The sequence below is a fragment of the Mycobacterium sp. smrl_JER01 genome, assembly GCF_048513595.2.
Classification (GTDB): Bacteria; Actinomycetota; Actinomycetes; order Mycobacteriales; family Mycobacteriaceae; genus Mycobacterium.
Window position 1 is genome coordinate 1 of record NZ_JBLXXK020000002.1, and the last position, 20544, is coordinate 20544.

General features: G+C 65.5%; 24 protein-coding genes, 1 tRNA gene and 1 pseudogene. 10 read left to right on the top strand and 16 right to left on the bottom strand.

Features of this window, described 5'->3' with window-relative positions; all coding sequences use genetic code 11:
- Positions 1 to 529: 529 nt before the first annotated feature.
- On the top strand, positions 530 to 1519 hold the full coding sequence (locus ACNUDN_RS28155; RefSeq protein ID WP_011896303.1) for a hypothetical protein: 990 nt from the start codon (positions 530 to 532) through the stop codon (positions 1517 to 1519).
- A 34-nt stretch (positions 1520 to 1553) separates the two neighbouring features.
- On the opposite strand, the gene ACNUDN_RS28160 is transcribed toward ACNUDN_RS28155, so the two are convergent.
- Positions 1554 to 1946: a type II toxin-antitoxin system VapC family toxin gene (locus tag ACNUDN_RS28160; protein WP_419125384.1), complete on the bottom strand. Its 393-nt coding sequence runs from the start codon at positions 1944 to 1946 to the stop codon at positions 1554 to 1556.
- Positions 1931 to 2179 carry a type II toxin-antitoxin system Phd/YefM family antitoxin gene (locus ACNUDN_RS28165; RefSeq protein WP_011896301.1) on the bottom strand — a complete coding sequence of 83 codons (249 nt, stop codon included), beginning with the start codon at positions 2177 to 2179 and terminating at the stop codon, positions 1931 to 1933. The genes ACNUDN_RS28160 and ACNUDN_RS28165 overlap by 16 nt, the downstream gene beginning before the upstream one ends.
- A gap of 91 nt (positions 2180 to 2270) precedes the next feature.
- On the opposite strand from ACNUDN_RS28165, the gene ACNUDN_RS28170 reads away from it, so the two are divergent.
- The 3 genes from ACNUDN_RS28170 to ACNUDN_RS28180 all read left to right on the top strand — a co-directional run bounded on the left by ACNUDN_RS28170 (position 2271) and on the right by ACNUDN_RS28180 (position 3437).
- On the top strand, positions 2271 to 2678 hold the full coding sequence (locus ACNUDN_RS28170; RefSeq protein WP_158022129.1) for a nucleotidyltransferase family protein: 408 nt from the start codon (positions 2271 to 2273) through the stop codon (positions 2676 to 2678).
- A gap of 58 nt (positions 2679 to 2736) precedes the next feature.
- Positions 2737 to 2813: transfer RNA gene (locus ACNUDN_RS28175), tRNA-Phe, on the top strand.
- Positions 2814 to 2879: 66 nt separating this feature from the next.
- Complete coding sequence (locus ACNUDN_RS28180) at positions 2880 to 3437, top strand: metallophosphoesterase family protein (protein WP_041801137.1); 558 nt, start codon at positions 2880 to 2882, stop codon at positions 3435 to 3437.
- A 403-nt stretch (positions 3438 to 3840) separates the two neighbouring features.
- On the opposite strand, the gene ACNUDN_RS28185 is transcribed toward ACNUDN_RS28180, so the two are convergent.
- Together ACNUDN_RS28185 and ACNUDN_RS28190 are read right to left on the bottom strand one after the other, a co-directional pair.
- Complete coding sequence (locus ACNUDN_RS28185; RefSeq protein ID WP_419125383.1) at positions 3841 to 4338, bottom strand: hypothetical protein; 498 nt, start codon at positions 4336 to 4338, stop codon at positions 3841 to 3843.
- Positions 4339 to 4678: 340 nt separating this feature from the next.
- On the bottom strand, positions 4679 to 5029 hold the full coding sequence (locus tag ACNUDN_RS28190; RefSeq protein ID WP_049777527.1) for a hypothetical protein: 351 nt from the start codon (positions 5027 to 5029) through the stop codon (positions 4679 to 4681).
- A gap of 74 nt (positions 5030 to 5103) precedes the next feature.
- On the opposite strand from ACNUDN_RS28190, the gene ACNUDN_RS28195 reads away from it, so the two are divergent.
- Positions 5104 to 5229: a hypothetical protein gene (locus ACNUDN_RS28195; protein WP_419125382.1), complete on the top strand. Its 126-nt coding sequence runs from the start codon at positions 5104 to 5106 to the stop codon at positions 5227 to 5229.
- A 453-nt stretch (positions 5230 to 5682) separates the two neighbouring features.
- Here the strand turns inward: ACNUDN_RS28195 and ACNUDN_RS28200 are convergent, their stop codons facing one another.
- On the bottom strand, positions 5683 to 6141 hold the full coding sequence (locus tag ACNUDN_RS28200; RefSeq protein WP_011896296.1) for a type VII secretion target: 459 nt from the start codon (positions 6139 to 6141) through the stop codon (positions 5683 to 5685).
- Positions 6142 to 6311: 170 nt separating this feature from the next.
- On the opposite strand from ACNUDN_RS28200, the gene ACNUDN_RS28205 reads away from it, so the two are divergent.
- The 5 genes from ACNUDN_RS28205 to ACNUDN_RS28225 all read left to right on the top strand — a co-directional run bounded on the left by ACNUDN_RS28205 (position 6312) and on the right by ACNUDN_RS28225 (position 10490).
- Positions 6312 to 7280: a hypothetical protein gene (locus ACNUDN_RS28205; RefSeq protein WP_011896295.1), complete on the top strand. Its 969-nt coding sequence runs from the start codon at positions 6312 to 6314 to the stop codon at positions 7278 to 7280.
- Positions 7281 to 7393: 113 nt separating this feature from the next.
- Positions 7394 to 7981: a hypothetical protein gene (locus ACNUDN_RS28210; protein WP_011896294.1), complete on the top strand. Its 588-nt coding sequence runs from the start codon at positions 7394 to 7396 to the stop codon at positions 7979 to 7981.
- 126 nt (positions 7982 to 8107) lie between these two features.
- A complete protein-coding gene (locus ACNUDN_RS28215; protein WP_011896293.1) occupies positions 8108 to 9229 on the top strand; it encodes a hypothetical protein in 1122 nt (373 codons plus the stop codon).
- A 147-nt stretch (positions 9230 to 9376) separates the two neighbouring features.
- Entirely contained in the window at positions 9377 to 9616 is a 240-nt protein-coding gene (locus tag ACNUDN_RS28220; protein WP_041801135.1) for a hypothetical protein, read from the top strand.
- Positions 9609 to 10490 carry a sce7726 family protein gene (locus tag ACNUDN_RS28225; protein WP_011896292.1) on the top strand — a complete coding sequence of 294 codons (882 nt, stop codon included), beginning with the start codon at positions 9609 to 9611 and terminating at the stop codon, positions 10488 to 10490. The genes ACNUDN_RS28220 and ACNUDN_RS28225 overlap by 8 nt, the downstream gene beginning before the upstream one ends.
- On the opposite strand, the gene ACNUDN_RS28230 is transcribed toward ACNUDN_RS28225, so the two are convergent.
- The 11 genes and pseudogenes from ACNUDN_RS28230 to ACNUDN_RS28280 form a co-directional block, all read right to left on the bottom strand.
- Positions 10477 to 11202 carry a hypothetical protein gene (locus ACNUDN_RS28230; RefSeq protein ID WP_011896291.1) on the bottom strand — a complete coding sequence of 242 codons (726 nt, stop codon included), beginning with the start codon at positions 11200 to 11202 and terminating at the stop codon, positions 10477 to 10479. The genes ACNUDN_RS28225 and ACNUDN_RS28230 overlap by 14 nt on opposite strands.
- A complete protein-coding gene (locus ACNUDN_RS28235) occupies positions 11199 to 13034 on the bottom strand; it encodes a hypothetical protein (RefSeq protein WP_011896290.1) in 1836 nt (611 codons plus the stop codon). The genes ACNUDN_RS28230 and ACNUDN_RS28235 overlap by 4 nt, the downstream gene beginning before the upstream one ends.
- The gene (locus ACNUDN_RS28240; RefSeq protein WP_081437730.1) at positions 13031 to 13354 is read right to left on the bottom strand and encodes a hypothetical protein; all 324 of its coding nucleotides are present in this window, start codon (positions 13352 to 13354) and stop codon (positions 13031 to 13033) included. The genes ACNUDN_RS28235 and ACNUDN_RS28240 overlap by 4 nt, the downstream gene beginning before the upstream one ends.
- A gap of 95 nt (positions 13355 to 13449) precedes the next feature.
- The gene (locus ACNUDN_RS28245; protein WP_011896289.1) at positions 13450 to 14202 is read right to left on the bottom strand and encodes an HNH endonuclease family protein; all 753 of its coding nucleotides are present in this window, start codon (positions 14200 to 14202) and stop codon (positions 13450 to 13452) included.
- Between the two features lie 90 nt (positions 14203 to 14292).
- A pseudogene (dnaB, locus tag ACNUDN_RS28250) lies at positions 14293 to 15612 on the bottom strand (replicative DNA helicase); the annotation flags it as partial.
- A gap of 71 nt (positions 15613 to 15683) precedes the next feature.
- The gene (locus ACNUDN_RS28255) at positions 15684 to 16994 is read right to left on the bottom strand and encodes a hypothetical protein (RefSeq protein ID WP_419125381.1); all 1311 of its coding nucleotides are present in this window, start codon (positions 16992 to 16994) and stop codon (positions 15684 to 15686) included.
- A gap of 455 nt (positions 16995 to 17449) precedes the next feature.
- On the bottom strand, positions 17450 to 18055 hold the full coding sequence (locus ACNUDN_RS28260) for a hypothetical protein (RefSeq protein WP_011896286.1): 606 nt from the start codon (positions 18053 to 18055) through the stop codon (positions 17450 to 17452).
- The gene (locus ACNUDN_RS28265) at positions 18048 to 18962 is read right to left on the bottom strand and encodes a DNA adenine methylase (protein ID WP_011896285.1); all 915 of its coding nucleotides are present in this window, start codon (positions 18960 to 18962) and stop codon (positions 18048 to 18050) included. The genes ACNUDN_RS28260 and ACNUDN_RS28265 overlap by 8 nt, the downstream gene beginning before the upstream one ends.
- Positions 18959 to 19591: a hypothetical protein gene (locus ACNUDN_RS28270; protein WP_419125380.1), complete on the bottom strand. Its 633-nt coding sequence runs from the start codon at positions 19589 to 19591 to the stop codon at positions 18959 to 18961. Before ACNUDN_RS28270 ends, ACNUDN_RS28265 begins: the two co-directional genes overlap by 4 nt.
- 4 nt (positions 19592 to 19595) lie before the next feature.
- Entirely contained in the window at positions 19596 to 19937 is a 342-nt protein-coding gene (locus ACNUDN_RS28275) for a WhiB family transcriptional regulator (protein ID WP_011896283.1), read from the bottom strand.
- On the bottom strand, positions 19934 to 20464 hold the full coding sequence (locus tag ACNUDN_RS28280; protein WP_419125379.1) for a hypothetical protein: 531 nt from the start codon (positions 20462 to 20464) through the stop codon (positions 19934 to 19936). The genes ACNUDN_RS28275 and ACNUDN_RS28280 overlap by 4 nt, the downstream gene beginning before the upstream one ends.
- Positions 20465 to 20544 lie beyond the last annotated feature (80 nt).

Genomic DNA, 20544 nt, shown 5'->3' on the forward strand with positions numbered 1-20544 from the left:
GTAGCTTGTCGTGTTACGTTGTGCTGCAATTGTTTTCGAGTTTCCAGATACCCGCCGTCACGCTTCGCGCGACTTTGAATGTTGCTTTACCACTGTGTGTTTCGCGCCTTCGCGCTCCGCGCTCGCATGCTCACCTATTTCTGTTGTACTGCAGTCATTTCCGGGAATGCTCCGCATCCCTACGCCATATCTACAGTGTAGCAACAGTTTTGCGATCACAGCAGGCGCAGACCAGACGCATCTGTGCTACTTCTGTTGCTGCCCAAGCGATTACGTGTCCCCGCCTCCGACGCCAACCCACGTTCCCGGGCACCACACCCTCATGCCAAACACGTCCATGGCTGGCACCCAACCCGGACACTCCCCCACCACCAACACCCGCGCTGGCTCCGCCAGCACACCCCCCGCTAAACCCCGCACACTCGACGCGCGTCGAGCCCGCGGACGGACAAGCACCGCTCCCCCCGCCGAAACGGGACTTCACCCGTCGACAACTCCAACGCCAACCACCTGCACCTACCATGTGGCAATGGTCGCTGACGCTGTCGACGCGGCGCTCCGCGAGGCCCAGGCACTGCTCGGCACCGGCCAAGCGCCCACTCCACGGCCACTTCAGATCACCACGGCAAACCCCGCCGGTGTCGCCTCCTGGCGAGGTATCGCCAGTGACCGAGCAACCGCAACCTCAGCTCAACTCGCAGCCGATATCCAACAGCTCCGCAACACACACCTCAGGGCTGCCGCAGCCATCGAACACGCCAACGCCGTCGTTGCCGATGCGCGACACCAACTCGCTGCAATCCAGGCCGAATGGGAACACGACAAAGCGGTCTTGTCCCCTATCGCTAACACACCCGCCGGCCACGCCGCACTACTTGCAGCCGGCGCACTCCGCATCGATGAGGCCGGCGCCCTTGTCGTCGGCCTCGCCAGTCAGCTCGCCACCCTCGCGCAGGAAGTGTTGGCACTTACCAGTGAGCTGCCGACCACACCCGAGGCCGATGACGGCATCCAGCTCATCGACCACACCGTCCCGCAAGCCCCTCCACCTGATCCTGACAAGCCTCCGACAGGCACAGAGATCGCCGAAGTCCTCCACCAACTACCCATCGGCAACCGACCCCACATTCGCGAGGTACGCACCCCTGAAGACCTTCAGAACCTCTGGGAGTGGGCCATCCAAGGCGGCACCCAGATACCCGACGGCTACGGACAGCCCAGCAAGGGCACCCGCTACCAGCTCCCCGACGGCACCACCATCGGACAACGGCCCGTGGCCGGGTCCAACAACCTACCCGCTCTAGACTTCACCATCCCCGGGCAGGACTACACCAAAGTCCACATCAACCCTCGCGGCGGTGTACCCGACATGCCCACCCCTGCAACGCCGCCCGACCCCACCTGGGGCACGTACATCCCACCAGAAGAACTGATCAACAGTGACAACCCCGCCTTGCGCATTCTCGGCCAGATGATCCTCGACCAACTCGGCCCCAACAACCCGCGCGGACACGGTTGATCAGCACACACAGGGCAGCACCCCGTTGCGCGGATCACACTGCGATGATCTCTACCAGGCTCTCAAGGCCGCGAAAGTCGCCAAGATTTCGTGTGTAGAGCCTGGCCGAATGTGCGTGCGCTGTCGCCGCGATGAGCAGATCCATCGATCGAGCTCGCGGCTGTCGCCCGGCATCCACCACTGCGGCGGCGATTTGGCCGTAGCTGGCCGCCACAGCTTCATCGAGCGGCAAGGCATCAAAGCTCCGTTGCAGTAGGAGAAGTCGTCGCAACCGTTCAGCGCGGACCTTGCTTTCCTTGGCCACAAGGACACCGAAGTGCAGTTCGGCCAACGTCACCGCGCTGACCGCCAGTTCCCCCTCAACGGGAGCTACATCCGCCGCTATCACCACGCTGGTGTCCAGGATCGCTCTCACCGGACGATCCACGGATCCCGCACGCCATGGTCTATTTCGTCGCGATCCGCATCCCAGGCGGGATCTGCGGGCCCCCCGAAGAGTTCCGCCACATCGGACCATCGCCGCCATGCCCGCGGTGTCGCCGGCACCAAACGCGCACCCGGCCGTCCAGCCACAGTAATCGTGATTTCCTCGCCCTCTTCAACACGGCGAATGAGGTCCGAGGCATTCTGTCGCAGTTCACGCAAGCCCACCGTTTCCACTCGCCAACAATAGCACAAGTGCTACACTGTGGAGTACGCGGATCGGCACCATGACGGTCAGCCGTCGCGTCTACTACGGAAGGTCAACATTGTGGTCAGCCCCGAAGGCGCCCCTCCGCACGCCGCACAGGAACGCGCCCTGGCTGACCTATGCGCCAAGCTGCTCGACAGTCTCGACGGCGACGTGCTGCCAATGGCACACCTCGATTCACTCGTCGCCCACAGCGACATCGCCGATACCGCCGACGACCGCCGCTCGCTGGCTACCGACCTCATCGCGGCACTTCTCAAGCAGGGGCGCCTCCTCATCGGGGACGTTGTTGGCGGTGACCCCGCTTACATCCAGCCGTGGACCGGGACACACGCCGACATCATCAACAACGTCCACAATCGCTATGTCCGCGACTACGCGAACACCCGCGGGTGGGACCTGAGCATCTGGCTCTCACTCAACGATCCCGAAAGAATCTGGGACAAGACTGAACCCACTGCTCGCTGACAAGGCCGACAGCAGAAAATCGGATGCGTCCGTGCACCAAATACGTTGTAATAGAAGGGCCTTGTTAGCTCAGTTGGGATGAGCGTTCGCCTGAAAAGCGAAAGGTCGCCGGTTCGATCCCGGCACAAGGCACCATCACTTCCACTGAGCCGACCCACCACCTTCACTGGCACTGGGGGATCCGGTCGATAATCGGGATCTATGCGCATGCTGGTTCTCGCCGACACCGAGCCCGAGTGGGGCGCCATTCCCGAAGCCGTCACTACCCACCAGGCCGACATTGTCGTCACAGCGGGTGACCTCAACGAAACCTGGCTACGCCGAGCACAACTCACCGAGGTATCAGTACCTACCTACGGTGTCTATGGGAATCACTGCAACGGAAGCTACTTGGACACCCTCGGCGTCACCAACCTTCACCTCAATCGCGTTGAGGTCGACGGCACCTCATTCGTCGGGCTCGAAGGCTGCGTCCGCTACAAACGGCGCGGCCGCGACATTCTCTACACCCAAGCCGAGTATGCCGAGATGGTTGCCTACCTGCCCGCCGCGGACGTCCTCGTTACGCACTGCCCCCCGGCCGGCATCAACGATCACACCGACCCGGCCCATGTTGGCATCACCGCACTATGCGACTGGATCGACACCAACCGCCCACTGCTCGTCATCCACGGGCACACCTATCCCGAAAGCCCGATACGCAGCTATCGATCCAGCCGGATTGAGTACGTCAGAGGTGCCTCCGTCGTGACGCTCTGACACCTGCTATCCGGCCGACCCAGGCGTACCGACGTACAACGCACCGCCGAGGTGCCACTCTGCGTGCGGCATTCCACAGTCGGGTCGATACCCCCGGCGATAGGCATTGAGCCCGCACCTGTGCTCCGTCAGGGTCGATCCCGGCCATATCTCGGCGATGCGCTGCCTCGCCACGCCGACGCACTCCACGCGGGCGATGGGGTCGCTCGCCCACAACGTGGCGCCGGCCCTGTTGCAGACCGCCACTCTCCAGCCTTCGGCTGGCCGCTCCGCGCCCAGGTCCCACCGCCTGAGCTCACGGCGAACATCGTCTTCGCCCAGACGATTCCACCCCAGTGTTCCGTCCGGGAGAATGGCATATCTGCCGTCGCCACTGATCTGTGTTCCTGTCGGCCACATCGCGCTACTCGCTCCCCGTCCGCACGCGGGCTCGCTGGCCACCAATCGCGTCGATCTTCGACGGGTCGGCCCGGAATCGGCCTCCGTCTGCGAACACCGCTACCGCTGTTCTATGCGCGTTGCGAAGCACCGCCAGCGCAGCCTCATATCCAGCCCAGTCCACCACGCGCCACAGCACAGGCCCCATGTGCACGTCCACCCACTGCACCTCACTGCCCCCACGCTGCCGAACGCCGCACTGGGGCACCACTGACCATTCCGGCGGTCGCGTCCACGTCACCGACACCACCGACACGCCCGGCCACTCCTCACGCTGCTCCCCGAGCATCGCTGTGCCCACAGCGCCACGCAGAGCCTCACGCACAGCACCGAACGCTTCCAGCACCGCGGACACCTGCGCCGCCGAGGTGAACCGCATCAGGACTTCACCCCACTGCACCGACACCACCGCCAGATCCGTTCGCGAATCCGACACCGAGATATGCCCCGGACTCGGTCGCACAACGACCAGCGTCTGGGTTACCAGCCCTGAGGGAATTACCATTCGATCAACAACCCGAGAACCCAACACCGAAGCAGTCACGACAGAATCCCCTTTCCGTGGGATGCCAGGCCAGCCCAATAGCGTGCCATTACCGCCAATTCTACTGTGCTACACCGACAAAATGCGCCACACAGTGGCCACTCGATGCTCACGGCTGCCGCTGAGCGCCACCACCGCCCGCCTCCTCCTCCTACCCGACAGCTGTACAACACGCCGCACCCTCCCCACCCCTGTGCCGGGTGGGGAGGGTGCGGCTGGTGTGTTGTTTGGCATAAGCGGGGTTGGCGCGATCTCGCTATCAGCAGGTGTCGACGTCTTCACTGTCGACGTTGACCGCTGTTGACCACCACCACACGTCGCCAAGCAGGCTCACAGCTGCGGCGGGCAAGACCATTCTGATGGTGCCGGCCTCGCTGGTGTCGGCGCCCCCGACCATGTTGTGGTTCATCGCCTGCCCATCGCGTGGCGACTCGAACCAGAAGTACTCCAGTGTCTGCCCGCCGAGCTCGTCGTAGCCCAGTTGGACGAAATCTCCGTCCGGGTTACTCGCCAGTAGCGACCACAGCACTGGGGCAGTGGGAGGAACATCGCCGGTGTAGGTGATGGTCACCTCGGCGGTTGTGCCCTCCCATCCGGGGGTGTCCCCCACACGGACCTGCGTCGAGATCAGATCAACCGGTGCCCCGACCGTGGGCGAGGTACACATCGAGTCCTGGCCGGCCAGTGTCTTCCCGTGCGGGGGCGCCGATTCTGCGGGCCCGTCTGATGTATCTGTATCCGGCGCGGCTGATCCACCTGGGGCGAGCGGTGCTGCCGGCGAACTGCTCGGCGCCGTCCTCGGTGCAGTGACAGTTGTGGTCGTCACCACTGGCGAAGAACGATCAGCCGGTGCTTCATTGCCGGCGCACCCAGCAACTAACCCGCACCCGACGACAACGGCTAGACCGACTCCGCGCAACGAGTACTCCATTCCCCGATTCAAACAAGCTACGTGAGCCGCCATCGAGAAACCGCAGGCTGCCGATCTGCTGCCGCGGAGCAGCGGATGGTGTGTACGCGACGCGGCAGGCCGTTCGCGACAGACCGGCAGCCTGCCGGGAGTTTCGATCACCCTTTTCGAATATGCCTGGTGGTTACAACGGTTGCCCTGGCGTCGTCCGGCTGCTGGTGAAGACCGCCACAGGTCACGCAGTAGCCGCGCTGAACCCAATGATCAACACCGTTGGGACTGATCCACGCCCCGGTCCACGCATTGCTGTTGTTCCGCACGCCTCCTCTTTCCCTTGGGCACGTGGCCGCAGTTTAAGTGAGCCGCACCGGAGCCAGGCCACCGCTCACGCTGGGCCCCGGGCCGGCGCCCGCGGGCCCGGTGGGCAGCGGCTGAATGCTGCCCTCGGTGAAATCGCCCCAGTTAGGGTCGGCGTATCCGCCAGGACCGTCGAAGGCGCCGACCGGCGTAGCCTCCACCGCCCCGACTCGCTGTGCACCGTCTTGATCGGAGGATGTGTAGCGCTGCGAGGCATCCCGGAGGTCGTCTGCGTGGCGCTCGTACCGGCTGGCCACATGCGCGCCTGCCGCTTGCAGAGCCGTTTGGAACTCGCCAAACGCGGCGGTGAATGCGGCCCCGACCGGCCCGTATCCCGATTCCATCGCCGCAACAACCGAAGGGTCTGCCTGACAATCTGCCTGGACCTCGGCGCCGACGGTCCGGCAGGACTCGGCGTAGGTGTCAACGGCGTGTGTATCGACTTCAAGCGCCATGGGCGGCTACCTCCCCTTGTGTGGCCTGTGGGGGCCAAGTTTACCGCCATCGACCAGAGGCATTTGCTGCAGCGTCGAAGACGGCGCATCTGTCAGACTGCCCAGATGAAGACGGTCGGCACCATCGAGCCCGCCAACGCGCGGGCCCGGACGACCTCGGTGGCGGCCCGATGAGCGGCCGGCGTGCATCGCCGACCTGGGCAGCAACCAGCGTCCCCGAGATCCGCCAGCGGTGGTGTAACGCTCTCGATGCAGTGGCTCACCGCTTCTCCGATGTTGGGTTGGCCCCACCAGCCCCGTTCCACGACCGCGCGTCGGCAGCCCGCCGTCGGCAGATGCAGGACCAGCTGGCCGCACAGCTGCGGGTCATGCAGACCGAGACGGCCGCCCTGCGCGACGCCGAGTTGTTCTGGGTTGCGCGTCCGATGGTCGACTTCATCGTGGAAGCAGCGTCGTCATTGCCGGAGTGGACACCGGCGCTCGCGATCCCTTGTCCCAACGGTCTGCTCTGCTGGGCTAAGCCCGCCGGTTCGGTGCCGTTCGGCGCGCCCGGCTCCGCGACCGCCGATGTCAGCTGGGACGGGGTCTGGTGGTGGACCCGCTCTGATGGTTTCCTTCAGCTCGCGCCGGCGAGCCGGTTCACCAAGCAGGCCGCCCTGCTGGAGCCGTATCAGGTGACCACCCCACTCTGGGCGGCAACCAGCATTGTGGTCGATCCCCGCGCTAATCGCACCGCAGAGGCCAACGGCGCCGAGGATGCCCATCCGTTCATCAGTGTCGTCGGCGCTGCCTGGCTATTGATGCATCAGGCCAGCACCACTCAGACTCGCACCCTTTCAGATCATTCCGGTACCCGACAAGGTGAGCCGGCGCGGCAGAAGGGATCCGGAACCAAGCTGCCGGCGCAGGTGACCCTGGTCGACATTCGGCACCGTACCGAGCCTGGCAATCCTGCCGAAAGCACTGACGAGTCCCATCGTCAGTACAGCCACCGCTGGTGGGTGCGCCCCCACTGGCGCCAGCAGGCCAAGGGCCCGAACCGGAGCCTGCGCGAGCCGAAATGGATTGGCCCCCATATAAAAGGGCCTGACGATGCGCCCCTGATCGAAAAGCCGCGGGTCAACGTCCTTCGCCGTTGACGGTCCGTTGCTGCCCGCAAGTTGGCGAATAGCAACTCTGGCAATTCGAACCGCCGGCGGCCGTGTGAACGTAGTCTGATCAAGGCAACTCGTGAGCGGCCCGGGGGATGCAGATGACCGAGTTCGACGCAGATATTCCTGATGAGGTGTTAGCGGCTCTGGATGCCGTCCCATGGGACATCTCTCGTCCACCGCGTCACACGCCCCCTGATCTGCTAGCGAAGTTCCCGGCGGCAATGGTCGTGGACGAGACTCTGGTCTGGGCATCGATTCGATGGCCGAAGTCCGTTGGCCGGCCAACGGCGAAGCATCTTTATCAGGGATTCGATATCCAGATGTACCGCAAAGACAAGGTCTATGGGTTTGAAAACGGGGCTGAGCGAGATTGGGATATCAATACCCCCATGGCCAGAATGAGTGTGCGAGATAGCAACGTCGACAACGATTCTCACTACGGCGTCCACATTGTCGCGCACATGCATTCCACGGGGAACAAGGACAGCAAGGGCAGAGATATGCTCTACACCGCCGAGGTGGCGCTTCTGCCTGGGATCAAATGGACTTCGCCGGCCGCATTGTTCACACAGGGCCGATACCGGACCGTTGATCCCCCAAAGCGGTGGTTCTCATTCCCGGGCCCGGTACGACTAGACCCCTTCACCGTGCAGTTCGTCGTCCCCGAGTTTCACCTCCGGTCGTAACGACCTGCGGGGTACGAACCAAAGCCAAAGGGGCCCACGCACTAGCCGAGACGCTGACTTACTCCGCGAGCTAACTCGTACAGTTTTCTCCTCTCTTTCGCGGACCTACTGGCTTAGCCTGGTTTCATGGGTAGCAGCGAGACCACCGGCAGCGCCGGAGTCGACTTCATCAACGACCCCGACCTGCGTATACGGGATCTGTCATACACCGGCAGTCGTATGCGCCAGCTGGTTGATCTCACCAAGGGATCGTTCTTCGACATGGGCTTCGGGCCACGCAATGGGGCCTCCGACAGCTACGCCGCCACCGTCGACGAGGAGTGGCCAAGAGACCGCCTAGAGATCTACATCAAAGAAAAGCCTCGTGGCCCCGGCTATGTCTGCGACATCGTCTACTACTGCGAAGATCTGCCCGTCACTGTGTATGCGGTTCTGATCAACCGCGGCCGCGGACTTGAGGTCGCCGAGCTGGAGCTGTTCCGACGCAACTGGGGCTGCTTCGACGACCACGACAACTACCTGCATCCCGATGACCAAGACCCTATCGACCCCGACGAGCCCACGACCCTGATCACAAGCGATACGCTGCGCCGCATCCCGCTCGGGGACATCCTCGCTCGCGTCGAACGCGACCTGCCCGATGATTCGTGGCGCAACGAGGGCATACAGCAGATGCCCGGGAACACACGCCTGCGGGTCGAGGACCTCTCCGGCGATCAGCGTCGAGCTCTGGAGAACACAACCACGGTGACCGCCAGGCGCAAGGGGCGCCCGGAACTCAGCGACGAGCTGCTGATCGAGGTCGCCGAGGCCTACATCGGTGAAGCAGCCCGCGGCCGCGGAGCGATCGGGCGCGTCTCAACAATGTTCGACCGACCTGAACCGACCATCCGCGACTGGATTGCCACAGCACGTAAACGCGGATTCCTTGCTCCCACAACGCCAGGCCGGCGCGGGGCCGCACCCGGCCCGAATCTGCCCCGCGCTCCTCGGGCGTATGCGGCACCAGACCTCACTCGGGCACGCAGACGTACAGTGCTGCGGATGATCGAGGGAGACCGCATTCTTGATGCCGACATCGGCGAGGACGCCTTGCTCCTGTACACCGTGTCCGGCCTGGTATGCAACGAGGTTGGAGTGGCCAAGATGGATGCGCTGCAGGCAGCGATGCAGGACCCACAGGTCCTCGACGCGGCGCTGAACATTCTGAATAAGGCGCGGCGCCGTCACGCCGCTGCGGGCCGCTAGGACCGGCAGCCGCGCTTCTCAACCCCGCTAGGCCGCGCAGTGGGCTCGGGTTTGCGGTGGTCTGGATAACCACCGGCCCTCGTGAGTCAATAGAGTGAATCTATTTGCGCTGCTAAGGCTTACGCACTAACGGAGGTGGTTGCTACCATGCCTGCACACTCCCTGGCCGACGTGTTGGCGGCATCGCGGCTGAGCCTGCACAGCGCGGTCAACGCCGAGTCCCCGGAGCGGCGACGGATGTTCTGCGTGGACGCTGGCGATCTGGCGGCGACCGTTGCACTGGATCCGACCGCCTCGGCCGCTGAGCGTGACCGCGCCGCTCTCTACGCCGACGAGGCGCGCGGCATGCTCGATGCCCTTCGCCGCTGCGGGGCCGGCCATGGCTGACTTCGGTCGAGCGCTGGCACTAGCCTTCACCACCCGAACCATCCGCCAGCTCGCCGCCCTTCATCACCCACTGCCGACTGATCGGCTCGCCCTGATCGCAGAGCTCGCCGGCCCTGACGACACCCTGGGGGATGCATTCGACTTGGCTTACGCCGAACTTGCCAGCCAATATCGCTGTGAGTACGTCTTCGCCAACAGCTTGGTCCACACACTGAGCGCACCGGGGCACACCAGCAACGCTATCAGCGGGTTGCGGGTCTCCATGTCGATCGCTGACCTAATCGTCGCCGACAAGTCTGCCGCTGCGTACGAGATCAAAAACGGACTCGACAGCTTCACTCGACTGGACATGCAGATGCTCTGCTACAGCAGGTGTTTCGAACATGTCAACGTCGTGACCACTCGCCAGAAGGCAAGCCGGGCGGCCGCACAGACGGCCGCGCACATCGGCGTGGTGACGCTAACCGATGACGACGCTCTCGATGTGGTGCGCTCGGCCGGCGGTGGCCTGTCTCGCCTCGACATGTCCTCGCTGTTTCGCGTCCTGCGCCGTGGCGAACTGCTGACCATCCTCGGCCGCCATGTTGGCTACAGCATCGATGTGCCCAACGCCCAAATCTATCGCCGACTCAACGCACTGTTCATGCAGCTGCCCATCGACACCGCCTACGGCGAGTTCGTCGCCGCGCTGCGCGAGCGCGACCTACGCTCACGCCAAGCCGCCCAAAGCGCACAGTTGCCCGCATCGCTGAATGCAGCAACCTCCGGGCTGCGCCTCACCCCACCGGGGTGGCGGCGGCTGGCCACCCAGCTACGCCGCCCGGCCCACGAGTTCCGAACCCGCGGCGCACGGGCCACGGTCACGGATCGATGAGGAACTTCAACAGCGTTTCGATCCGGTAGCCGAGTTCATAGGTGGCGGGCAGATCCCAGCGAGGAGTAATCCACTGCATGACGATCTCGTCGGCGAGAAGCTCGTAGAGGCGTTCGGTGTCGTCGTTGACCCACGCCTCGATCACCTCACCCTGAGGGTCGACATCCAGGGGTGCGTAGTCCTCTCCACCGGATTCCGGGATGCGTTTGGGGTACTCCTTGCCATTGATGATCACAAACCCGTCGGTCTCCACACCGATCCGCTGCGTCGGAGCGCCCGGGGGCACCTTCTCGTCGCGACGCCGTGACGGCAGCTTCGCCGCAGGATCAGCGGAGTCGCGCCAACTCCGCACACGCGCCGGCGTGGTGCCGAGCTGGCGGGCCATCTTGGTCATACCACCAGCGCGATCGATCGCCGCCCACCGATCCAGCCATAGCTTGTCCACACCTGCCGGCGGCTGATCGCGGCGGCCGCGGCGCGCAATCGTCGCCTCCGACAGGGCTTCGCTATCGGTGTGCTGGGCGATACGGCGGGCCATCTCCTTGCGCGCTCGCCTGCCTGCCTCGGCACGGCGCATCCGCTCGGGCATGCGTTGCCATACCCCGCGCATCTCGCTGAGGCGCCGCTCGGTAAGCACTTTGAGCGCCTCCTGAAATCCCTCGCCCTGTGGGGACTGAGGCGTCGACCCGCCGGAGAGCTTCCAGAACTTCACAGCAACTCATCGGGGATGCTCTTGAGCCGATAACTGCCGTTGGTGCGCGTCCCGTCAGGACGCAGCGGGTCCTGCAGGTCCGCCGGATTGATCCCGTCAGGGACCCGGTAAAACCACGCATCGGCAAGGCATTCGGTCGGGTACAGGTCGAAGTCGCGGCCGATGCGCCGGGCGTAACGCAGCGCTCGCCAGCGAGTGAACCCTTCAATGGCGGCGTACCACGCAGGCTGCTGGTGGTGCAGGTAAGGATGCTTGAACGCGCCCTCACCGGTGCCGGCGAGCCGGCCCAGGTAGCTGGTGTAGATGGCCTTGATCATGTTCTCGTAGTCGGCGCGACCGGCTGCCCGGGCGGCAACCAGCCTGGCGCGCAATGTTTCACCGAACTGTTTGAGCCACTGGTGCTGTTCGGGCCACACCCAGGCCGCTTCGATCTGTAGTTCGGCCACGGCCAGACCAGCGCCACCGTTGTCCGGCGGCGCGATGAGCTGCTGGACATCAATCGTGGTCGCCCAGAACGTTGATTCCTTGGTCCACGACATGCCCGGGTGCGGCACGGGCAGCTTTGGCGACAGCCCGTCGAGGCTGTCGGCGGCGGGCACGGTGATCTGGTACAGCCCGAACGGTGGTCGTTGCTCGTCGAACACTGCTGCCTCGATGCTCTCCCACTGTGGTTTGCCGTAGCCCAGGTAGAGACCTTCAGCCGAGGGTAGATACGCCGCCTGCTGGTCGAGTTCGACGTCGGTGCCTTTACCGCGACTGCGGTGGGGCTTGCGCCGCCAGCTGGCCGGGCCCCACCACTGGCCGGGGAACTTGCCGCGCTCGTCGACAGCGGCCGGCAGCGGGCAGGGAAGTACCTTGGCCTGCGGATCGGTCTTGGGTTTGGGACGGGCCCGCCGCATGCCGGATTCGGCGATGTGCACACCCACGCGCGTCCAGCGTGGTGCGGGCAGGGCCTCGTCGATCTCGTGCAACCAGGCGATGCGATCGCCGAGCAGGTGCGCCGCGTCGACCTCATCGTCGGGCAACACGGTGTCGGTGCCTTCGATCCCGATGATGCCCCGGTCGGCGGGGCGCGCTGCCGACGGCTGTAGCGACGTTGCCGGCATCAGGATGAGTTCGATGGTGCGGTCGGTGCCGCCGCTTCCCTCGTCGGCGCTGAACTGGCAGGTGAAGTAGCCGGACTGGGCGTATTTCACTGTGGCGCCGAAGAATTCGGCGACCAGATCGGGCAAGGACGCCTCGTTGGCTTGATCGGCAGGGAAGTTCAGCGCTTCGAGTGCTTCCCCGGTGATCCAGACTTGGGGGTCGCCCTGGTCGGCGCGGCTGCTCCACCGATACTTGGTGGCCAGTTTGCCGAGGTCGCCGGGTTGACCTAGTGGCCGCGATTTGACTTCGCCGGCCGGGGTGACGATGCCGTAGCTGGTGGCGATGAGAACCCGGTGATCGGCCGCCGAGAGCGCCACGTCGTCCCATTGCCGGGAGCGCCTGGGCCAGTGCTGTGGGTCATCGTCGGCGCCGACTGCGGTGTCCGCGATGGTCGCGTTGTCCTCACCGGCTGTCTGGCTGTCGGTGAGCAGGTATCGCTGGACGGTGGGTTCCCACCATCCTCGGGTGGGCCCTTGCTCGGGATCCCCGACAACGACGTCCGGGCCGGGAAAGTCCTCGGGGATCCCGCGGCCAAGACGGGTGACTACTTGCTGACGGGACAGTGTGACCAGGGGACCGTCGAGTTCGCGACAGCGTTCGGCGGTGATCCAGTCGAGGATGTCGCTGGCTTCGCCGTCCTCGCCGAGCTCGAAGACCCGACCGTCTTTGATTACATAGGTCGTCACGGCCGGCCCTTTCCTGCATCGTCGGAGGTATGTGGGGGCGGCGGTGGCGGTGGCGGTACTTGCAGGGCGAGGCTTTCAGCCAATGTGCCGCGGCGCCATTTGACCCGCAGAGACTCGACGGCTGAGGCGGTGCGGCCTACCTGGATGGCGGCTTCGGTCACCGGCAGTGACAGGTCCAGGGCGATACGCGCGTCGCCGATGGTCCAGGGGCGTCCGCGTTTGGCTGCTGCGGCCCCGGTGCGCTCCGCGCGGCGCTCGCTGTAGCGGCGGCGCTCGGCGCGTGAGCGTCGCTGTGGCGGTGGTGTTGGATCGTCCGACATGGGCGTCGCCTTCCTGCGTAGGCAGTGAGCCCTCATGCTAGGCGTGGGCCACGACTGAGGGATCTTGGGTGGCGCATCGCGTACGGGCGTCAGTCTCACGGCGCGACCGCCGGGCAGGTCGCCGCTGCGATGTTGCGTTCCTCGGTGGTGATCGCGAGGCCATAAGTCACCGCGACGGTGAGGTAGCGGGCGATGTAGGGGCAGCGGTAGGCCGGGTTCGGCGGCAGCCATGTCAGTCCGGAGTCCGACTTCTCGCGGTTGATCGCGCCACCGACAGCAATGAGGTTCAGCGGATCGTTGGCAAACGCGACGCGCTGGGGCAGGTCCCAATGCGCCGCCCCGGCATCCCATGAGCGCCCGAGAGCAAACACGTGGTCGACCTGGACCGCGGCCGGGTCACTGACGTCGAAGTGGATGGTTTCAGCCGTGTATGGATCGACGAGGACCCCTGACAGGACCTTGCAGCCCTGCGTTCCAGGCTTGACGGAAACATGTTCGAGCTGGCTGCGCAGGATCCGCGAGCGAGTGTCACATCCGCTGTGATCGTTGGGGTCGTTCCAGGCGGGACCGAATGAACACGCTTGTCCCCGTTTGCAACTCCGGTCATAGCCGTCGACTTCAGGCAAGACCTCGACGGTGCGCACCTGATCGAGCAGCGAACCGATCTGCTCATCAGGCACCACGGGCACCACTGGCGCGGACGGGGCTGCGACCGTGGCCGACGACGGCAGCAGTGAGGTCAATTCCTCAGGTATGCCTCCGGCTAGCACGGTCAGTGTTATCGCGGCGGCCGCGGTGATCAGCAAGCGCCGCTGTAGGGACTTCATCTTCCGCTTGATCCGTGTCATGCGGTGCCGCCTTTCAGTGCCGATGGTGATGCAGGCTGCATCACCGAGGGTGTGCCCTCATGCTACACCCGTAGCTAGCATGAGGGTTAGTTATCCGCGGGCGAGGTCGCGGAACGAGGACATGTGAAGAGTTGACGCCACGGTGCAGGTTCTCGTTGGCCCGTTCCTGTGCTTTGCCAGGATGAGGTCTGCTTCACCGGCCCGTGGGCTGTCCCGGTCGTAGCCGTCCGGGCGGTTGATAAGGATTACCAAGTCGGCATCCTGTTCCAGCTGACCGGTCTCGCGCAGGTCAGAGAGCTGTGGAACCTTGTCGACACGCTGTTCGGGTCCGCGGTTGAGCTGGCAGACCGCGACCACCGGCACGTCAAGTTCCTTGGCCATCAACTTGAGGCTGCGCGAAAACTCCGCCACTTCTGTTTGCCGGGACTCCACCTTTTTGCCTGAGGTCATCAGCTGCAGGTAGTCCACCACGATCAGCTGCAGATCTGTCTTCTGCTTGAGCCGGCGCGCCTTGGCGCGGATCTCCATCATGGTCAGGTTCGGGGAGTCGTCGATGAACAACGGGGCGTCGGAGATCTCGCCCATCCGCCGGGCCATGCGCGTCCAGTCGTCGTCGCTCATCCGGCCGGCGCGCATGTCGGCCAGTTTGATGCGGGCCTCAGCCGACAGTAGTCGCATCACAATCTCGGACTTACTCATCTCCAAGCTGAAGATGACGCTCGCGTGTCCGTGCTTGATTGAGCAGGACCGCATAAAGTCAAGTGCCAGAGTCGATTTCCCTTGGCCGGGACGGCCCGCGACGATGACCATCTGCCCGCCGTGCAGGCCGGTGGTCACTTCGTCGAGATCGGCGAATCCGGTCGGAACTCCTTGGCCTTGACCGCCGCCGGCCTGGATCGCGTCGATCTCGTCCATGGTGGGCTGCAGCAGGTCCTCCAGCGCCACCATGTCCTCACTGCCGCGGTCCTCGGTGACGTCGTAGATCTCGGCCTGGGCGCGGTCGACGACCTCGGCGATGTCGGCGCCGTCGGCGCCGGCGTAGCCGTACTGCACCACCCGGGTGCCGGCCTCCACCAAGCGGCGCAGGACGGCCTTCTCGGCGACGATGCCGGCGTAGTAGCCGGCATTGGCGGCCGTGGGAACCGTGGCGATCAGCGTGTGCAGGTAGGGGGCTCCTCCGACACGCCGCAGCACTCCGCGTCGATCGAGTTCGGCGGCGACGGTCACCGCGTCCGCCGGTTCGCCCTGGCCGAACAGGTCCAGGATCGCGTCGTAGATCTGTTGATGGTTGGGCCGGTAGAAGTCCTTGGGCCGCAGCCGTTCGAGCACATCGGCGATCGCATCCTTGCTCAGCATCATCCCGCCCAGTACGGACTGCTCGGCCGCTAGGTCCTGCGGTGGTTGGCGAGCATCGTCGAGATCGGTGTAGGGCTCCGCCGGCCGTCGGTGCTGGGTACGCGCTGGAGCGTCGTCGAGATCGGTCATGCCGGGATCACCTCCTCGAATTCGGCGTCGTCTTCACCTGCGGCCAAGTCGGCAGCGATGTGCGGCCAGCACTGGTCGCACACGTTCGCCATCGACTTGAGTGGCAGTTCAGGGCGGTAAACGCCGCCCTCGGAGCCGCAGACCACGCAGTCGCAGCCACCGCTGATCGCCAGATCGATCAGCAGGTCGGTGCTCAGCGACGTCACCGCCGGAACCGGTTCCACCACGGCGGGTTCCGCGCGCTGGGCCAGGATGTCTCTGGCCCAGCGCGCCAACGCTTCCGCCAGGGGCATCTCCGTGAACATGCCGGCCACTCGACGCGCCGCCGCTGCCAACGCGGCCACCGGATCCTTCGACCGCCGCCCGAACTTCACCTCGTCGGCCCGAAGCACCTCCGCGCGCAGCTCCGGGCTGGTCACGGCCGCCACGTCGGCGTACCGGCGGGCTTTGGCGTCGTCAGCTTCGGCACGGGCCGTTGCAGCGGCTTCGGCATCCCAGGCCTGCTGCAGCGGGCGCAACTGCGGCCCGGAACCCACGACGTTGCGCTGGAGGCGCCAGACCGCCAGCTTGTACGGGCGCTGCACGTCGGCGGGCATATCGGCGCTCAGCACGTCGAGGATCTGATCCGGGCGCCATCCCCGCTTCAACCGCTGCAGGATCTCGCCTCCGAGCTTCCACCGCAGGTGCTTCGGGAGGTTGGCCATAGGCTCGGGCAGCCCATCGAGGACCGCTTTTAGCTCCCCTTTGGGAACCTTCACCTCAGTCGGTCGCGAACCCGGCCGCCGCCTGTCGCAGCGGAGGGTAGGGAGGTACTTCGTTTGGTCTATATAAGGACGCGGCCCAGAAAAGGTGACGGAATCGGGCCGCGAATGGCCGCCGCAATTGGTGATTACCCGGCCGGAGCTGTCTCGTTCGAGCACCTCGACATCGCCCACGAACTGGCCGTGAACGGCAATCAGCGAGCGGGCACCGCGGCCCCTAGCAGGCCGATACACGATCAGGTCGGCTGCAGCTAGCCCGGCCAGCGCCCGCCCGATGGTCTTGACGTCGTAGCGCCGCTCACCGGCCGCTGCGACAAGCTCAACGATCTGCGTCAGCGCCACCGCGTCGTCGGACAGCCTGCTCCACCCGCACAACAAGCGCAGCACGGCCGCCAGCACGTGACGGCGCGCCCCACGTAGCTTCAAGCCAGCGGCAGCGCCTTCAACGCGTTCGCGCACCGTGGCAGCGTCGTCGAAGGCGATCCGCTGGCGCGGCGGCCTCGACGACCCCGGCCGGCATGCACCGCGCCTGCTGGCGGCCGACATGCCGACACCGCCGGCCCCCCCACGACGGGCGGCCCGGCGAACTCCGGTTGAACTGTGTTCAGGGTAGGAGCTACCCTGAGAACTACCTAGCATGGTGTTCTCCCTGGTGGCACAGGGACCGCGATCTCACCGTCTGGCAGCGGTGGTTTCGACACGAGACTCGGAGCGCGTTACTCCGGGGATCGGATGTTCATCTCGTTCCAGACCCCCATTCGGGGGGGCTCTGGCTTGCGGTCCCACTATGGATTTGTCAGAAGTGGCCCCCTACTGCCGGGAACCCGGTAACGGAGTCAGATCACCCCCTTTCAATCCGTGGGAAGTCACGGCGCGGCATCCGATCAGCGGGTGACGGTGGACGTTGGACGGCGCTGTGGTCCTCCCCCACGGCCACAAGGCGGGATCGGCCGCCGGGGGCGGGCGTGCCGAGCCGGCGCTCTCGCCCGGCGAAGCGACTTTCAGGCACTTCTGGTCACCGTGTTGCTGACAGGGATGCTCAGCGGCGCAGCCAAGGCGACCTCGGCTGCCGACCGCAAGACCGCCAGCATCGATTCGCCGTCGACCTTTGCGGCGAAGTCGGTGAGCGTGGTGTGCGGCGGCAACTGCGCGCGTACCGCGGCGAGCACAGCGGCGTACGGCGCGGCCCGGCCGGTCTGCTCCCAGGCAGCTCGCAGGGCTTCGTAGATGTAGCAGTGCGCCACCGCGGAGGCATTACCGGCCAAGGCGCCCGCCGCGGTCATGAGCACCTCACCGACCACCGACCCCAGCTCCCCGCCTCGCGGCGTACGACCGGCACCGGTGGTCGGACCGCTGGTAGGGCCACCGACATCTACTCGCCGATAGGCCGCACGCAGGCAGGTCGCCAGATCAGCCACGGACTTGCCCTCTGTCGGCTGCATCGGCACCGTCACTGCGCCGTGGTGGCCAATGTGGACCTCCCAGCCGCGGTAGGCGACCCGAGCCGCGCGCGAGACGCCCTGCGCGGTGGTCTGGTCGATCTCCTCGACCCGGATCTCATTGTCGGAACTCGCTTCTGCTCGAATCTCAAAGATGTTGCTAGTCATGCAGTTTGGAACCTCCTTCGAATCGGGTGAATGTCGCCGTCATAGCTGGACGCAGCGGCCGGAACCCCACCGCATCGTCGAAACTGAGTTGTTCGGCAATTGGCCGGTTGGACCACAGCACCTCGCAGCGCGCCGTCCGGGAGCGGCCCTGCCCAGTTTTTGCCGGTACCTCCAAGCGCGACCACCCGACCAACGCCTCGTCATAAATCGCCGACGGGTAGCCGGAGAGGACCACAGCTGCCCGACACGCCAGCAGCGCCTCCAGCAGCTCGATGTGCTCAGCGTCGGACTTGAACTCATGGCGATACCCGGCCCCGCCGGCAGTACGGCTGGAACCCAAATACGGGGGGTCGACGTAGAGGCAACAGGAGCGGTGCGCACCGTACTGGGCGATCACATCCAATGCGGGACGGCACTCCAAGCTCACCCGGTGCATGCGCTCGGCGGCCGCGGCCATGCGTTCGGTGTAACCGTCGAGATAACCCGGCATGCTGGTCGACGATCCCGCTGGGTCGACATACATGCGCCACCCGGTGCGGCGCAGCGTGCCACCACGACTCTGGGAGATCTGTATCCACACCAGACGCGCGACTTCCAGTTCATTCAGCACAGTGAGGTCGGCGTCCCATGCCTGCTGGTGCTCGGCCCGCGAATGCGGAGTCAGCGAGCACAGACGCGCGAGTTCAGCTGGGCGCTCACGCAACACCCGCCAGAAGGTGATCAACCGCTCGTCGACGTCGTTGACCGTCTCCATCAAGCTCACCGGCTTAGCGAGCAATACCGCCAGGCTTCCGCCGAAGGGTTCGACATAGTGCTGATGGCGCGGAAGAGCCGCCGCGATCCGGGTGGCCAACCGAGTTTTTCCGCCGCGGTAGGCGAACGGCGGCGTACGCGCAGGGGTGGTCACGAGCCCATTCCGGCCGCGCGCAGGGATCGCTGCTGGTAGCGACGGTCAACGACCGACGAGCCGGTCAGTGCACCGCCGCAGCTCAGATCCCGCATCACCCGATACCGCTCACCGGCGCCAGCCGCGCCCAGTCGCGTCAGCGCCTCGGCGGTCTCGGCGGCCCTGACGCCTACGCGCGTGGGGTTGTCCAGCAGCGACGTCTCGATGCCAAGGCGGCCCAGCACCGTCGCTAGGGTCAGCATCATTGGCACCGACGGGCAGCACACCTTCATGCCGTGCCGGGTGAACCGTGACGCCGCATGCACCGCGCCCCTGCCAATACCTTCGGCCTCAACCAAGCCTCGGCCGAACGTCCACCGGCCGTCTTCATGTAACCCGTACTGCTGCAGCGTCTCTCGTGGCCTCGGAACGTGAACCACGCCCGGCCGCGGGGAACATACGGTTGGCTCGACCAGGGTGTCGAGCACCCATCGCGCAGTGGCCTGGTGAGCGAACTCAAAGTGCAGCCCACCGCCGACCCGCCGGCTGGGGGTGAAGGCCAGCAGTGCGCCCAGGTGCACGACACGCACTCGGGCGCTCGTCGATATCCGGCACAGCTCGACACGCAACGCGGTTGCGAGCTCATCCATCGCCTCACCCACGCCGGGATCCCTTGCCAGGGCGGGGTGAAGCCGCGCCCGCTGACTCCGCGGCGATCTCGCGCAACTGATTCATCGCCGCGGACCACCCTTTGCTCTTGCGGCGCTCGGGGACGAACACACCCGCATAGATCCCGGACTGCTGTTCGGCGGCGACGGCCTCAGCTGCGCAGCGTGTCTGAACCGGGCAGCGCTGGCACATCTGTTGCAGATAGGTCCACACCGGCTGCGCGGGCCTCCGCTCGGATGTCCAGAGCTCAGGAGCATCGGGGGTCTCGCGAAAGCACACCGCCTCGGATCCCCAATGTTCCTCCGTGCCCGCGGGCAGTGATGTCATCGCACCAGGCCCTGCACAGGCGACCGCCCGGAAATCTCGGCGATGAACCGAACCGCCATCGCCACCACGCGAACCGCGGCCGGGCGTGCCGGGTCGTCGAAGCGCACCGCCGACCACAGGGACTCGTACTCGCGCTTGAGGTAACCGAACCCTTCATGACTCGACGCCAATGTCCGGCCAACCGGCCCGACATCACCGATGACGCAATGGCATTCCCGCGCGGCCGCCGCGTAGCGCTCCGATGCAGGCCCACTCTCGTAGAGGTCGGCGACGAACCGCAGCGCCATAGCACCGACCTGCACTGCCTCGGCACGCGCTCTGCCGATCCGGTTGGCCCGGACCTCGTCCCAAAGCTCGTCGACCTCTTCAGCCAGCACCATCGCCGCTTCCTCGACCGAGCAGAAGACGCCCGGGAACGCCTCCAGCGCCGCGCGTAGCTCATCGCCGATCGCCAGCTCGGCATTGCGGCAACGGTCTTCGGCGTCGATGGTGGCGCAGGCGCTGAACATCAGGCGCGGTGTTCTCATGATCCGACCAGCTCTCGCACCGGGTTGAGCAGCGCCATACATCCCGCGCAGGCGCCATCACCGGGAACGCTGGGCGATCC

Bases quoted from the DNA above. Each gene is read 5' to 3' on its own strand.
- ACNUDN_RS28155 (WP_011896303.1), top strand. From the start codon at position 530: ATGGTCGCTGACGCTGTCGACGCGGCGCTCCGCGAGGCCCAGGCACTG.
- ACNUDN_RS28180 (WP_041801137.1), top strand. From the start codon at position 2,880: ATGCGCATGCTGGTTCTCGCCGACACCGAGCCCGAGTGGGGCGCCATT.
- ACNUDN_RS28200 (WP_011896296.1), bottom strand. From the start codon at position 6,141: ATGGCGCTTGAAGTCGATACACACGCCGTTGACACCTACGCCGAGTCC.
- ACNUDN_RS28205 (WP_011896295.1), top strand. From the start codon at position 6,312: ATGAGCGGCCGGCGTGCATCGCCGACCTGGGCAGCAACCAGCGTCCCC.
- ACNUDN_RS28210 (WP_011896294.1), top strand. From the start codon at position 7,394: ATGACCGAGTTCGACGCAGATATTCCTGATGAGGTGTTAGCGGCTCTG.
- ACNUDN_RS28215 (WP_011896293.1), top strand. From the start codon at position 8,108: ATGGGTAGCAGCGAGACCACCGGCAGCGCCGGAGTCGACTTCATCAAC.
- ACNUDN_RS28220 (WP_041801135.1), top strand. From the start codon at position 9,377: ATGCCTGCACACTCCCTGGCCGACGTGTTGGCGGCATCGCGGCTGAGC.
- ACNUDN_RS28225 (WP_011896292.1), top strand. From the start codon at position 9,609: ATGGCTGACTTCGGTCGAGCGCTGGCACTAGCCTTCACCACCCGAACC.
- ACNUDN_RS28240 (WP_081437730.1), bottom strand. From the start codon at position 13,354: ATGTCGGACGATCCAACACCACCGCCACAGCGACGCTCACGCGCCGAG.
- ACNUDN_RS28245 (WP_011896289.1), bottom strand. From the start codon at position 14,202: ATGACACGGATCAAGCGGAAGATGAAGTCCCTACAGCGGCGCTTGCTG.
- ACNUDN_RS28255 (WP_419125381.1), bottom strand. From the start codon at position 16,994: ATGTCGGCCGCCAGCAGGCGCGGTGCATGCCGGCCGGGGTCGTCGAGG.
- ACNUDN_RS28260 (WP_011896286.1), bottom strand. From the start codon at position 18,055: ATGACTAGCAACATCTTTGAGATTCGAGCAGAAGCGAGTTCCGACAAT.
- ACNUDN_RS28270 (WP_419125380.1), bottom strand. From the start codon at position 19,591: ATGGATGAGCTCGCAACCGCGTTGCGTGTCGAGCTGTGCCGGATATCG.
- ACNUDN_RS28275 (WP_011896283.1), bottom strand. From the start codon at position 19,937: ATGACATCACTGCCCGCGGGCACGGAGGAACATTGGGGATCCGAGGCG.
- ACNUDN_RS28280 (WP_419125379.1), bottom strand. From the start codon at position 20,464: ATGAGAACACCGCGCCTGATGTTCAGCGCCTGCGCCACCATCGACGCC.